We start from the raw sequence: 14,188 nt of genomic DNA, 5'->3' as shown, positions 1-14,188 counted from the left end.
ATATTACCTCTATCTTTTAACTAACACAAAAATTGTGGTTTTTAATTGTCTGTCGATATCGACAAGCTAACCCACACCAATCTGTGATCAGAGCTGGCTTCACGGTCTTTAACCAATCTATAGAGCTCACTTGTTTTCGCAGGCCAGAATACCCCAGCATCGCGCACTTCAAAGCCATATCGAGATGGCAAAACATAATCAGCTCTAGCCCCCCAATAGGCGGTAAAGCGGTCGCTAAACTCTACACCTGACGCGCTCGCCCCACCTGCACTTATCGGAATAATGTCGTTGTTGACCAATGGATGTTCGGTTAGCTGTTCAATTACACCTTCGCGATATTTTTCACCTATATCTGCAGCATTAAAATCGCCAACAAGTACGAATCGTGAGTTCTCGGATAAGCTGACTTTCTCACCATTATCAGCGTAAATGTATGCACCTTTATCCGGAGAAAGGTAATCAGCCATAAGCCTAATTTCGTCAAAGTTGCGCTTGCCATTGCGGTCCTCACTCCCATCGAAGTTAGGCGGAGTTGGGTGCATAGCAAGTATGTGTACGGTTTTATCCCGCACTTTTACGGGAACATCCCAGTGAGACTTTGAACTCAACCTAAGTGCGGCCCACTCATCTACATCGTACCAAGGTTTTCCTTGGTCGCTACTTCCGCTTTCATCTGGAATGATAGGAACCTGTGCGTGTGGCATGTGATGCCACTTAAATTTCTGAAAGGTACGAATACCATCAACATCAATAGGGAATTTTGACAACAGCGCCATGCCATATTGCCCGGGATAAAGCCCAAAACCATATGCATCGCCACCAAAACCTTCTGTTTTGCCATTGTTATCTAAGTCGAATGTCGTGGGCTCCCCTGTGTTGACTGTGGCCACATACGTATATGGGTAATCCACAGGCTCAAGGCCTCGCTGAGATACGTTCAGGTAATTTTTAACAAATGCGTCTACTCCCTGACGCTTATCTGCAATGTAGTCAAATTCGTTCAACATTAAGATATCGGGGTTAACGCGTTGAATGATTTCGGCAATATTTTTAACCTGGCTGTGCTCTCCCGTAGAAAGAACGTGCTGAAGGACTTTATCACTGGGCTCCATGCCCAACGCTTTATAGTTAGTGGCTTCCATACTTACATTGAACGTAGCAACTTTAAGTATGTGTTCTTCTTGCGCACTAGCCAGTGTAGATACAAGCAATGCGGGGAAAAGAACCATTGCAAGGAAAAGCGCTCTATTTTTCATATTGTTACCTGTGAGTAAAAGCGATATGCAAAGATAGCAACATTAACGATATATCTGAACTTTTTGTTTAATCGAGATGTTGTTACAACAAGGCACTAGTGCTCACACAGTTACGAAGCTACGAAGTTACGAAGCCACAAAGCTACGCAAAAAAATTTTACTAAGTAACAACAAAAAGAAATTTATAACCACAAAACAACACAATCATTAAAATTATAGAATTAAATTCTCGCGCTTCGCTGATATTCTATTTCTGCTGAATACGAATTCCGGTACGCGCACTTCGCGGAATATTTAATTTTTAGATACCCTTTTCAAGGTGGCACACTTTGAATGAAAGAGAGATGAGTTATGAAAAGCTGGGTTTCAAAAGCGATCAATATTATCAATGCAGATTATCAGCGCTCAGCTGATACGCACTTAATAAAGTTAGAGCAGATCGCATTTAAAGATATTGATATCTATCTTAAAGATGAAAGCACTCATCCAACAGGCAGCCTAAAACACCGCTTAGCTCGTTCCCTTTTTCTTTATGCTCTTTGCAATGGAAAAATTGTAGAAGGAACCACGGTCGTTGAAGCCTCTTCAGGCAGTACTGCCGTATCTGAAGCTTACTTTGCAAGAATGATTGGCGTGCCGTTTGTTGCGGTGATGCCCAAATCTACCGCCCAAAGTAAAATAGCCCTTATTGAACGATACGGTGGACGTTGTCATTTTGTAGACTGCCCTACACAAATGCACAGCGAAGCAACCAAGGTAGCTAACGAATTAAATGGCTATTTTATGGATCAGTTTCTCTTCGCCGAACGTGCCACAGACTGGCGAGGAAACAACAATATTGCTGAAAGTATTTTCGAACAAATGAAAGCAGAGCCCCACCCCATTCCTCACACTATAGTAATGAGTGCAGGGACAGGCGGAACATCAGCTACCATTGGGCGCTATATACGTTATAAAGGCCTCTCCTCTCAGCTAGTGGTAGTAGATCCAGAGTTCAGTGTCTTTTTTGAAAGCTTCAAACGTAAAGACCACACACTTACCGCTGCCCGCGGAAGCCGTATAGAAGGAATTGGTCGCCCTAAAGTGGAAGCGTCTTTTCAACACGATGTGATAGACGACATGATTGCGGTTCCCGATGCAGCCAGTGTTGCAACTATGCACTGGCTAAACAACACCGTGGGAATAAAAGCCGGCCCCTCTACCGGCACCAATCTTTGGGGGGCATTAAGTATTGCCTCACAAATGAAAGAACGTGGTGAAGTGGGATCCATTGTAACGCTTATGTGCGACAGTGGAGAAAGGTATGTTGATACTTACTATAATACTGGCTGGGTGGAAAAGACCATTGGACCACTTAGTGAATACATCACCAAACTAGAAAGCATTGGAGCAGGTGCGTAAGTTATATCGTTGCTTTTTCGCATTTTAAAGTGCTGGCGCGTGATGTATCGCACAGCACTTTATTCAAAGCGTTTATCACTATACATTGGCGGTATACTTCTCATTGATAAAGCTCGCAATCTTATGCTCAAAATAAAGACCCTTATTAACTGCACAGCTGCATTAGCCACCACGCTTGCTACCCATACTGTCTGTGCGAGTGTTACGTCGACTATTGAAACTGCGAACACGAGCAGCGCTAGTATTAACCAAATAGCAGACGCGACCGCCAACGCTGGCGTTCCTAACAACAATTACGAAAGCGTTTTTGCTAATCTCGCGCTTCATTGTATTCATCAAGAGTTTCCCAATGTAGTAAAACACATGATGAATAATGGCGATGACGTTAAGGCGCCAAGTCAACTCTACCCAGCTTTTTATGGTTGTTTAGACTGGCACTCGTCGGTTCATGGCCATTGGCTTTTAGTAAGAATGTTAAACACAACGCAAGGCGCGGTGGACAAAGATGAGATTATCGAAAAGCTCAATGCTAGCTTTACGCCCAAAAACATCCAAGGCGAATTGGTAAGCCTCAAGCGCGAAAATAATGCCTCATTTGAACGCCCCTATGGTCTTGCTTGGTTCTTGCAGCTAACCGCTGAACTGCGTCAGTCTTCTCTTCCTGAAGCAAAGAGATGGCTAAATACGTTGCTTCCTCTCGAGGAAGAAATTGTCGCCAGAATAAGCGCCTGGCTGCCTAAATTAGCTTACCCAATCCGAACAGGTGAACACAGCCAAACCGCCTTTGCTTTTGGATTGATGTTAGATTGGGCGAAAACTGCAGGGAACAAGGAATTTGAAGCACTGTTAACATCTAGAGTGAAAGACTATTATCTGGCAGATAAACAATGTCCTCTTGCTTACGAACCCTCTGGTCAAGATTTCCTATCACCGTGTTTGGCCGAAGCTGACTTAATGCGCCGAGTAATGTCTAAAAAGGACTATAGCCAATGGCTTTCAGCGTTCTTTCCCGGCCTTTCAGCAAAAGCATCAAATTGGCTCGCTCCCGCTACAGTGACTGACAAAACAGATGGTAAACTCGCTCACTTAGACGGGCTTAACATCAGCCGAGCGTGGATGATAGAAGGTATAATGCAGGCTTTACCTGAACATGACAAACGCTTACCTGTACTAGAGAAAGCATTAAGTGCACATCGTGAGGCGGGACTGAACGCTGTCTTCGGTGATATGCACTATATGGGCAGCCACTGGCTTGGCAGCTTTGCCAGCTACTTAGAAACTCAGCGCGGATTGAAATAAAACACCTGAGTATACATGTAGCGCGGCGCTAGCAAGTCGCTATTAGTTTAGCGACTTGCCGTTCGTTTTCATTGCGTTTATTAAGCCTGATAGCTTGTCAGCGGCGACAGGTTTAGAGAAATAAAAGCCCTGCAAATACCTGCAGCCGTTTCGTTGAAAGAATTCGACCTGCTCCAAGGTCTCAATCCCTTCCGCCACACATTCAATATTCAGACTCTCAGCCATACGTAATGTCGCTAGAATAATTGCTTCATTGCCACTATTAAGGCCAATACCCTGAACAAAGCTCTTATCTATTTTTAATACGTCAATCGGGAAATCTTTTAAATATTTTAACGACGAGTACCCAGTACCAAAGTCGTCCAGTGCTATGATAAACCCTTTAGATTTTAGCGCTCCTATGACATGCATGGCACTGTCATAATCTTCCATCAATGCGCTCTCTGTAATTTCAAATCGAATGTTTTCTGGTGGAACACCATTTGATTGCAACAGCGCCACTATATCCCTTAAAGAATACTCATTTATGAGGTGTTTTGCGCTTAAATTAATCGATAAGTAAGCGCGACTATTATCTGCGTACAGTTGCTTATGAACAGGTAAAGCTCGCTCAATAAGTTGCGTCGTCATTTCGGCTATCATGCCGATGTTTTCCGCAACTGGAATGAAAATATCGGGTGAGATCATTTCTTCACCGTCTTTCCATCTCATCAATACTTCAAAGCCTTCAATAGTACCTGTCGCGCAACACACAATAGGCTGATAGTAGTTTGAAAAAGATTTATTGATGCAGGCATGTTTCAATTTATTTTCTAATTGAAGTTTTGAACGCGCCTGCTCATTCATGTGCTCGGTAAAGAACTGAAAATTATTGCTGCCGGCTTCTTTAGCATGGTACATGGCAATATCGGCATTCTTTAGTAATTCTGCTGGAAGTTGCGCATCATCTGGATATAGTGAAATACCAATACTCGCCGATACGCTCACTTCTTGGTTGGAGAGCGTAATAGGTTGCCCCAAGGCTTGTATAATATCATTGGCAATATGACCAAGGTCCTGCACACTACCAACACCTTCGAGAAGAACCACAAATTCATCACCGCCAAGTCTCGCTACCGTGTCAGACTTTCTGATTAACTTTTCGAGACGTTTGCTAACCGTTACTAGGAGTTCATCACCGGCCTCGTGCCCAAGGCTATCGTTAACTTGTTTGAAACGGTCTAAATCGATGAAGAATAACCCTATTCTGTTTTGTTGTGGTGCAGCTTGATAGAAAGCGTGCTGCAGGCGGTCAAGCAGAAGAGTTCGATTAGGTAGACCTGTTAAACTGTCGTAGTTTGCCAACTGAACAAGTGCGTTTTGTGCGTCTTTTTGCTGCGTTATATCCGACAGTATCACCAGGTAGCGATCAATTTCTTGGCCATTTCGCTCACTCGAAACTGCGGTCACCCTTATACTTACCGCGTAGCGCTGGTTTGTGAAACTGTTTATATAGGCCTCGCCACTCCAGTGTTCATTAGGACCGAGCTTACGCATTTCCGTATACGCTTCTTCGAGCTGCTGTTTCTGGCCACGATATAACAGGTCTAGCTCTTCTATTAGGTTTGCGTCTTTGTTAATGCCTAGCGCGTCTTTGAAAGATTGATTGACAACGATAGCCTGAAAATTGTTATCGAAGATAACAACCCAGTCTCGAGTATACTGAAATGCTTCACCGAATAGTCTTGCTTTGAATTCAGCATTCACCGACTCAGTTATATTGGAGTAGGTACCGACTAACCTTTTACTGCTATCTGTTTGATTGTTAAAAACTAAAGAGCCCACATCTCTAAACCACTCATAATGACCGTCTTTCGCTTTCATTCGATAGCTGATATCAATACCTTTAGACTGTCCGCTGACCGCTTTCTCCCATTGTTCTAAGAACGCAGTAATATCGTGTTTATGAACGAGAGATATATGCTCTCTGAACGACAATCTTGTTCCCGTCTCTGAGTAACCTAGGTCATCCACAATACGCTCTTGAGTAATTTTGTCTGAGTCCTCATACCATGCCCAAACTTTGGTATTGCTCGCAGTTAGCGCCATAGACAATCTGTTTTTATGTTTTAGTGCCTCTGAATGTGCAGCGCGAAGTGCTTCGCTGTTTTTCTTGCGTCGTGTGTAGATAATTAAGGTCGACACAAGGAAAACAAGAAAATAAATAGAATACGCCAAAGGCGATGCATAAATTGGATATGCCACCTTGATTTTCAAATTTGCGCGCGGCCCGTAAACGTTACTAACGGGGTCAATTCGACCCACACTAAATTCGTATTCACCAGGCTCTAACTGAGGGAATGTGACTTCGGTAGACTTTGTAGGGGGGTATACAACAGAAACATCTCCCTTTAATTCATACTGATAGTAGGAAGCCGATGTCTTTTTAAAACGCATATCGGAATAGTGAATAGTCAGCCCAACATCGTCATACTCTAATAATAATGAACTGTCATTAATGCTGCCAATACCAAGCTCTAACGGCTGACTGAGCAAGCTTGCATCAGTAATAAATGTCGAGGTTGTCACATTGTCTTGGTCATTAAAGCGCTCTGGTTGCAAAATAGTGAAACCTTTTTGTGAACCGAACGCTATTTTTCCATCGCTCAAACCTACTTTTGCCCCCCAGCTGAACTCACTAGTGGACAAACCTTCTGTAGCGCTATATTGCGATAATTTAATGGCCTTCGGATCGAGCTTGAGGATGCCTTGGTGGCTCCCAATCCAGATATCACCATTTCGATCTTTCTCTAAACTAACAACAAGGTTAGTCGGCAATAAGTTACTCGTGTCAAAAAAGTATTTTTGCTCATTGGTTTTTGCATCGATTCCGTATAACCCATGACCGGGATAAGTAATCCACAAAATACCGTTATCATCCAAAATAGTATCGGTAGGATGGATTGCATATTCCGATTGAGACTTTCTCGCTTGGTGCAGTTTTTCTAGGCTTCCGCTTGACGCGTTATATCGCCATAGTTCCCCAATCATAGACAGTAGTATTGAACCATCCTGCGCCCCATGATCAGGTAAAAACGTATAAAACTGGTCGTATTCCAGGTTTGAAGAAAGTGTTTCGGAAAGGGATACTTGCCCTTTCTTGTCATCAAAATTCCAAAACTTGCCATCTGAGGCAACGATATAATTTTCTTTTGATGTGCGAATTAAGTCGTATGCCTTGTCTGAATTTAATAGTTTGTCTTGCTGGCTACCTAAAGGATAAGGTACAGGGCGTTTATTTTCCGTATCAAACTTTACAATGCTACCGTAAGTAAGCAACCAAACCCGGTCTTTTTCGGCGGGTCTAATCGTAAATATTGAGCCCGAAGAAATAACGGCTTTATCATCGTCGGTCACTAAAAACTGCTCTACTTTCCCAGTATCTGCATGATACAAATTCAGACCATTGTTAGTCCCTAACCATAAATTTTCGTCATCGGTCTCATATAAGCTATAGACAATATTATTACTCAACTTTTCACTACTTTTTCCATCGCCCATGACGTTTTTAAATAGCGTAGACTGAGGTGACCATAGCAATACCCCCGATGTGCCAGTAGAAAGCCACACCTGCTCATCTGATGTTATTTCCACTTTGTACAAGTCATCGTCTGTTATTTGTAACCGCGAGTCTGATGGTCTAAATAAATGTGTTAGCTCGTTAGATGACAAATCAATGGTATACAACCCTTGGTCAGTGGGCATGTAATAAAGGGAGTTTTCTATTAATTCGAGATCCCATATGTTCAAAGATTTTACGACTTGTTTTGCTGTTGGAACATCGCTGTCGTGCTTCACGAAATTTATTAAACCAGCAAAATCAAATTGATAAAGACCTTCAACCGTGCCCAGCCAAAACCTCTGATGCTCATCAACCAGGATAAGCTTGGTATTGATATTATTTACATTGGCACTGTCAGAACTAACGTGGTCAATTTTCTTAATATCGCCCGTTTGTAGGTTTTTAGCATAAAGCCCTACAGAAGTGGCAACGAATAAAACGTCGCGGGTTAAATAGGTGTATCGGATAACATCGTCATTTGAAAGCTCACTATCCGAGGAAAGAAGGTCAAAAACGGTTTCTTTTTTCTCTGTAACTAAATCGAATTTGATAATTAGATGGTCGAGGGCTACATATATGATGTTTCCAGGCGCGGAGATAAAATGGGAAGCATATTGGTACCATGAAGGTTGATCTTTGTAAGGAACGTTAATTAATCTTTTCGACTTGCCCGTTTGTCGATTGATGCGATAAATACCACTACTGTAAGTACTTACCCATAAGTCACCCCTTTGATCTTCGAACAACGAGTAAATGCCATCATCAGCAAACTCATTGTCTTGCCCTACATATTGCTTGTTTTGATTCCCATCGAATCTGTTTAAGCCAGCTTCTGTCGCTATCCACAGCAACCCCTCTTTATCGATAAGCATATCGTTAACTGTGTTTTGACTTAGCCCATTCTCGGTAGAGAGTGCTCTAAAGGAAGGCGTTGTTACGACGGGTTGGGCAAGTGCGGAAGAAATAAATAACGAGAAAAATATTAACGTCACTTGTAATAAGTGAGTCGATAAAAAGGGGGTTACTCGGGTCTGCGCTAACATCAATAAATGAGAACCTAAATAGTGAGTTTCATCGAATACTTTTTGTATGTATGTCAGAATAATAGCTCAAAACTTATGAATAACAATTGTACTTTTAGCTGAATGGGTAAGTGACGAGTATTCACTTCTCTAAACTAACAAAACCAAGCGACAAAAAACATTAAACTCGCTACATAATTATAATATTCAATTAGCTGGAATCGGCATTATTTTGCGTTGTACCTTTGTTCTTCCATAACTTATGTAGAACCGCGAGAAGAAGTAAATTTTGAAACTCCGGCTGTTTCAGAATGGGAAAGCCATTAGTTAGAAGTACGCTTTCTAAAAGGGAGATGACATTTATTATCACAAGAAACCAAAATGCTATTTGGCTATATTTTGCTGCATTCATAATTATGGTCTTTTTAAACATTTTAAATAAGAAGTAGAAAAAGCAGACCAATGTCTGCTCAGACTGAACTAAGGAATTTGGGGCGAGTGAACGCCATCGTAAAACCCATCTCCAAGACCCCTGCCGATATCATGAGCAAGGTCTAATAGTGTCATGTAGGTCAATACATGATTCCAATAGCCACCACTACTCAGGCTTAGCTCTTCTTGGTTTAACTCCTCCATAATTGTCTCCTTATCGCAATACGAGTTCTGCAACGTCATCTAACCACTGGTTTGATGTCATCACGTTACTGTAAAAGTACCCCCCTGCGTATCCGGCACCATAACCAATCCCATACATTATATCGCCGACTAAACCCGCACCTGACACTTCGTTAAGTTCATTCAAACTTAGCTCTTCCATAATTAAGCTCCTTTATAAATAAGTAATGTGCGAATGCACCTAGCTACACTACCCCATCACCAAACCCATAACGACTGGACATGGGGTGGGTTTTAAAATTTTGAAAGAATTAGAGTTGATTGTCTTATTTGACTTGAGGAGCTGTTAGCAAGATGAAGTGCGTTGCTTCTTATGTGCGAGTCGTTCTATTTAAATTGAAGTGACATTGAAGCATGTCGGTCATAAGACTGCATGGAAACGATATTATTGGCTGCTAAGCTAGAGCACCCGAAGGGTTACTCTAGCGACTTTACTCACAACTAAGACAGTTTGTCTGCCAGCTCAGCAGTTTCTTTACCCAAGTTTTTAAGTTGTTTAATGGTCTTTTCATCCGTAATTACGCCGTCTTCCATAAGAGTATTTACTTTTGCGATTGCTTTTTGGTTTGGCAGAACCATAGTGCCTAGGTTTTCAAGTAACATTCTTAGTACCACCAGCACACGCATACCGCCTAGCCCACCAGCTGAAGCAGCCATAATACCTGCCACTTTACCACGATATGCTTGCAATGGCTTTTCTCCTTCCCCCATACGCGATGCCCAGTCAATGGCGTTTTTGAGCAGTGCTGGGTAGCTTGAGTTGTATTCTGGTGAGGCAATAAGAAAACCATCATGGCTTATAAGTAGTTCTTTGAACTCCTGCGCTTTTTCAGGCATACCAAATTCGGCTTCCTCATCTTCGTTAAACAACGGCATTTGATAATCAGCCAGGTCAATCACGGTAACCTCTGCGCCAGCCTCACGTGCGCCCTCAGCGGCAACCTTCATAATAGCTTGGTTGAATGAACCTTTGCGGGTACTACCTGCAAATGCAAGGATCTTAGTCATTTGAGTTTCCTGTCGTTAATTTAAATTGTTTTTTGATCGTCTTAGTTAAAAGGGTCTATCGCTCTATCGCTTCTGACCGAAAGATAAAAATTTTCACTAACACTCACACTCTCTGGCTCAAGACGTTTGTGTTTTCCATAAAAAAAGGCTGACAATCAGTGTCAGCCTTTTTGATAACGCTATATATGTTGTACCGCGAACACTACATTTTTTCTAGTGTTTCGATGCCAAGTAGGGTTAATCCTTGCTCTAGCGTCTTGGCAACCAGAGCTGACAACGCTAGACGGCTATCGCGTACAGCTGGCTCAATACCGTCTTTTAACATCGGGCACGCTTCGTAGAATGACATAAATGCTGAAGCCACATCATATAGGTATGTGCACAGCACATGAGGCGTGGCTTCACGAGATACCGTACCAATTACCTCTTCAAACTGCATTAACAGAACAGCAAGCGCGTGCTCTTGTTTCTCAGCAATATTGATATCTACTGGCATGGTCGCCATATCCACACCCGCTTTTCTGAACAAGCTTTTCACACGGGTATAGGCATACTGAAGGTAAGGCGCGGTGTTACCTTCAAAACTTAGCATGGAATCCCAGTTAAACATGTAATCAGTTGTGCGGTTTTTAGATAGGTCAGCGTATTTCACAGCGCCAATACCCACCTTGTTAGCGACTTCTTTAAGCTCGTCTTCGCTTAAATCGTTGTCGCGCTCAGCGATAAGTTTACCCGCACGCTCAACGGCTTCATCAAGCAATTCAACCAGTTTAACCGTGCCCCCAGTACGCGTTTTAAATGGCTTACCGTCACTGCCTAGCATCATACCAAACGGGCAATGCTCGTAAGTTTGCTCTTCTTTCATGAAGCCTGCTTTACGGCCCACAATTTCAGTTTGCTTGAAGTGCAGCGCTTGACGCGCGTCAGTGAGAATAAGCGTACGGTCAGCGTTTAACTTGCCGCTGCGATACCGCATTGCCGCAAGGTCTGTCGTTGCGTATAAATAGCCGCCGCCAGACTTTTGAACGATGTAAACCGCAGGATTACCTTCTTTATCAGCAAGCTCAGGTATAAACACCACCTGCGCACCTTGGTCTTCTACTGCAAGGCCTTTCGCTTTAAGGTCGCTGATTACGTTGGCCAAGTCGTCATTGTAAGCCGACTCACCCATAATATCTTTTCGGGTAAGGCTTACGTTAAGCTTGTCGTACACTTCTTCAGAGTGAGCAATAGACACGTCAATGAACTTTTCCCACAGCGCCAGACATTGAGCATCGCCACCTTGTAGCTTAACTACGTATTCACGGGCGCGGTCGGCAAAACCTTCTTCTTCGTCAAAGCGTACTTTGGCTTCGCGGTAAAAGTCTTCAAGATCAGAGAGCGCTGTTTCAGCCACTTCTTCTTGTAGCTTGTCTGAAAGGTGCGCAAGCAACATGCCGAACTGTGTGCCCCAGTCGCCCATGTGATTTTGACGAATAACGTTGTGGCCCAAGAACTCAAGCACTTTAACCACTGCATCACCGATGATGGTAGTACGCAGATGACCCACGTGCATTTCTTTGGCCAAATTAGGCGATGAATAGTCAACAACAATGTTTTGCTCTTTTGACTTAGCAATGCCTAGACGTGGGTCGGTTAGTGACAACTCACACTGATTAGACAGCCATTCGTCACTTAAATGAACGTTGATAAAACCAGGGCCCGCCACTTCTAGCTTGCTGGCAATATCGTCGAGCTTTACAGTCTCAACAATTTTCTCTGCAATATCGCGCGGCTTTTGCTTTAACTGCTTGGCTAGCGCCATAGCGCCGTTAAACTGATACTCACCAAATTCAGGTCGAGCGCTGCGCGAAACTGGCACAGGCGCATTTTCTACGCCCATTTCTTGTAGAGCTTCAGTGAAACGGTTAACTAATAGTGCATGTATATTCATAATATATTGTGTCTTTGTTTAATCTTTATTAGCTTAGTTTTCGCGCGTGTTTTTGAACTGGATATCAGGGTAGCGCTCTTGAGCTAGCTGTAAATTCACCATAGTAGGTGCGATGTACGTCAGGTTATCACCGCCATCTAGTGCAAGGTTTTGCTCACCTTTACGACGGAATTCATCAAGCTTCTTTTCGTTGTCAGAGTAAACCCAGCGGGCTGTGCTCACGTTAATGTGCTCATAAAGCGCGTCTACGTTGTATTCGGCTTTCAAGCGAGCGACTACCACGTCAAACTGAAGCACACCTACTGCGCCCACAATCAAATCGTTGTTGGCAAGGGGTCTAAACACCTGTACCGCCCCTTCCTCAGAAAGCTGAATAAGGCCTTTAAGCAGCTGCTTTTGCTTGAGGGGATCTTTCAAGCGGATACGTTTAAATAGCTCAGGCGCAAAGTTTGGAATACCCGTAAAGCGGTAGTTATCGCCTGACGTGAAGGTGTCACCTATGCGAATGGTACCGTGGTTGTGCAAGCCGATGATATCGCCTGCATAGGCTTCTTCTAGCAGTGAACGGTCACCAGCCAAGAAAGTTAATGCATCAGAAATACGCACATCTTTACCTAAACGGCTGTTGCGCATTTTCATGCCTTTCTCGTACTTGCCCGACACAATACGACAGAATGCTATGCGGTCACGGTGTTTCGGGTCCATGTTGGCCTGAATTTTAAATACGAAGCCACTGAACTTACCATCCGTACTTTCGATAGTCCCTTCTTCGGTTTCGCGGCCAAGTGGCGCAGGAGCCCACTCAACCAAACCGTCAAGCATATGATCAACACCGAAGTTACCTAATGCTGTACCGAAAAATACTGGCGTAAGCTGGCCTTCCAAGAAAAGCTCTTGTTCAAATTCGTTAGATGCACCGCGCACAAGCTCAAGCTCGTCACGTAAGGTTTCAGCGAGGTCACTTCCTACTGCGGTATCTAACTCAGGATTATCTAACCCTTTGATGATGCGCACGTCTTGGATAGTGTGCCCCTGGCCGCTTTGATACAAAATAGTTTCGTCGCGATGAAGGTGATATACACCTTTAAAGCTCTTACCACAGCCAATTGGCCACGTGATTGGTGCACACAGAATATCAAGCTCGGTTTCTACTTCATCAAGCAGTTCCATAGGGTCGCGAATATCGCGGTCAAGCTTGTTCATGAAAGTCACAATCGGCGTATCGCGCAGACGGGTAACTTCCATTAGCTTTCGGGTTCTGTCTTCTACACCTTTTGCGGCGTCGATAACCATAAGGCATGAGTCTACCGCCGTCAGTGTACGATAAGTATCTTCAGAGAAGTCTTCGTGCCCTGGGGTATCCAGTAGGTTTACTAAGTGATCGTTATATGGAAACTGCATGACCGAGGTGGTTACCGAGATCCCACGCTCCTTTTCCATTTCCATCCAGTCAGATTTAGCATGCTGACCTGACTTTTTACCTTTAACGGTACCTGCAGTTTGTAGGGCGCGTCCGAATAACAATACTTTTTCAGTAATCGTGGTTTTACCCGCATCCGGGTGCGATATGATCGCGAACGTACGTCGCTTTTTAATCTCTTCTAGAAGCTTCTTATCTGACATCAATACTTATCTTCGTTATCTATTATCCCTGTAAACCAATTACTTACAGGCGCGTTTTGTAACGGATAAGCAATGCTTTTCCGCGCAAATTTAGTATTGCGGTAAAACGCTTGATACGGCTTGGTAATTAATTGCGCGGATTTTAGCATTTTACTGCACGTAACAGTAGAGCGAAATTACACACTCTCTAACACTTATAATCGTAACAACATCGACCCATGGCCTTTTCCCAACTTTTACGCTTCAGCTATGAGATAAAAATAAGGTAATACAGAGTTTAGCGCGGCGAACTGCACGAAACTGGAAAATGTTTGGTGAAAGGAAAAGTGAACGCAAAAGGAAGCTACCTACGTTCTTACGGTCGAACTCT

At 43.4% G+C, this 14,188-nt stretch carries 9 protein-coding genes; 2 read left to right on the top strand and 7 right to left on the bottom strand.

Translation table 11 applies throughout. The features are described from left to right. Positions 1–41: 41 nt before the first annotated feature. Complete coding sequence (locus tag BGK61_RS07615; protein ID WP_076011534.1) at positions 42–1,256, bottom strand: endonuclease/exonuclease/phosphatase family protein; 1,215 nt, start codon at positions 1,254–1,256, stop codon at positions 42–44. Positions 1,257–1,607: 351 nt separating this feature from the next. Here BGK61_RS07615 and BGK61_RS07610 point away from each other — a divergent pair, with 351 nt between their 5' ends. Together BGK61_RS07610 and BGK61_RS07605 are read left to right on the top strand one after the other, a co-directional pair. Beyond that, positions 1,608–2,657: a PLP-dependent cysteine synthase family protein gene (locus BGK61_RS07610; RefSeq protein ID WP_076011533.1), complete on the top strand. Its 1,050-nt coding sequence runs from the start codon at positions 1,608–1,610 to the stop codon at positions 2,655–2,657. 42 nt (positions 2,658–2,699) lie between these two features. Then, positions 2,700–3,956 (top strand): DUF2891 domain-containing protein, encoded by a 1,257-nt coding sequence (locus BGK61_RS07605; protein WP_076011532.1) that lies wholly within the window; start codon positions 2,700–2,702, stop codon positions 3,954–3,956. A gap of 42 nt (positions 3,957–3,998) precedes the next feature. On the opposite strand, the gene BGK61_RS07600 is transcribed toward BGK61_RS07605, so the two are convergent. The 6 genes from BGK61_RS07600 to prfC form a co-directional block, all read right to left on the bottom strand. Beyond that, positions 3,999–8,600 (bottom strand): EAL domain-containing protein, encoded by a 4,602-nt coding sequence (locus tag BGK61_RS07600; RefSeq protein ID WP_076011531.1) that lies wholly within the window; start codon positions 8,598–8,600, stop codon positions 3,999–4,001. Between the two features lie 459 nt (positions 8,601–9,059). After that, positions 9,060–9,215 carry a hypothetical protein gene (locus tag BGK61_RS19510; protein ID WP_157187949.1) on the bottom strand — a complete coding sequence of 52 codons (156 nt, stop codon included), beginning with the start codon at positions 9,213–9,215 and terminating at the stop codon, positions 9,060–9,062. Positions 9,216–9,225: 10 nt separating this feature from the next. After that, positions 9,226–9,396 carry a hypothetical protein gene (locus BGK61_RS19505; RefSeq protein ID WP_157187948.1) on the bottom strand — a complete coding sequence of 57 codons (171 nt, stop codon included), beginning with the start codon at positions 9,394–9,396 and terminating at the stop codon, positions 9,226–9,228. Between the two features lie 299 nt (positions 9,397–9,695). Beyond that, on the bottom strand, positions 9,696–10,262 hold the full coding sequence (locus BGK61_RS07590; RefSeq protein ID WP_014997719.1) for an NADPH-dependent FMN reductase: 567 nt from the start codon (positions 10,260–10,262) through the stop codon (positions 9,696–9,698). Positions 10,263–10,464: 202 nt separating this feature from the next. Continuing rightward, positions 10,465–12,195 (bottom strand): arginine--tRNA ligase, encoded by a 1,731-nt coding sequence (gene argS, locus BGK61_RS07585; protein WP_076011529.1) that lies wholly within the window; start codon positions 12,193–12,195, stop codon positions 10,465–10,467. 33 nt (positions 12,196–12,228) lie between these two features. Beyond that, entirely contained in the window at positions 12,229–13,818 is a 1,590-nt protein-coding gene (prfC, locus tag BGK61_RS07580; protein ID WP_014997717.1) for a peptide chain release factor 3, read from the bottom strand. Between the last annotated feature and the right edge of the window lie 370 nt (positions 13,819–14,188).

This window comes from Alteromonas abrolhosensis, assembly GCF_001953635.1.
Lineage (GTDB): Bacteria > Pseudomonadota > Gammaproteobacteria > Enterobacterales > Alteromonadaceae > Alteromonas > Alteromonas abrolhosensis.
Note: the sequence above shows the minus strand (reverse complement) of the source record. Positions and strands in the feature narration are given on the sequence as shown.

Bases quoted from the DNA above. Each gene is read 5' to 3' on its own strand.
- prfC (WP_014997717.1), bottom strand. From the start codon at position 13,818: ATGTCAGATAAGAAGCTTCTAGAAGAGATTAAAAAGCGACGTACGTTC.
- argS (WP_076011529.1), bottom strand. From the start codon at position 12,195: ATGAATATACATGCACTATTAGTTAACCGTTTCACTGAAGCTCTACAA.
- BGK61_RS07600 (WP_076011531.1), bottom strand. From the start codon at position 8,600: ATGTTAGCGCAGACCCGAGTAACCCCCTTTTTATCGACTCACTTATTA.
- BGK61_RS19510 (WP_157187949.1), bottom strand. From the start codon at position 9,215: ATGGAGGAGTTAAACCAAGAAGAGCTAAGCCTGAGTAGTGGTGGCTAT.
- BGK61_RS19505 (WP_157187948.1), bottom strand. From the start codon at position 9,396: ATGGAAGAGCTAAGTTTGAATGAACTTAACGAAGTGTCAGGTGCGGGT.
- BGK61_RS07590 (WP_014997719.1), bottom strand. From the start codon at position 10,262: ATGACTAAGATCCTTGCATTTGCAGGTAGTACCCGCAAAGGTTCATTC.
- BGK61_RS07605 (WP_076011532.1), top strand. From the start codon at position 2,700: ATGTATCGCACAGCACTTTATTCAAAGCGTTTATCACTATACATTGGC.
- BGK61_RS07615 (WP_076011534.1), bottom strand. From the start codon at position 1,256: ATGAAAAATAGAGCGCTTTTCCTTGCAATGGTTCTTTTCCCCGCATTG.
- BGK61_RS07610 (WP_076011533.1), top strand. From the start codon at position 1,608: ATGAAAAGCTGGGTTTCAAAAGCGATCAATATTATCAATGCAGATTAT.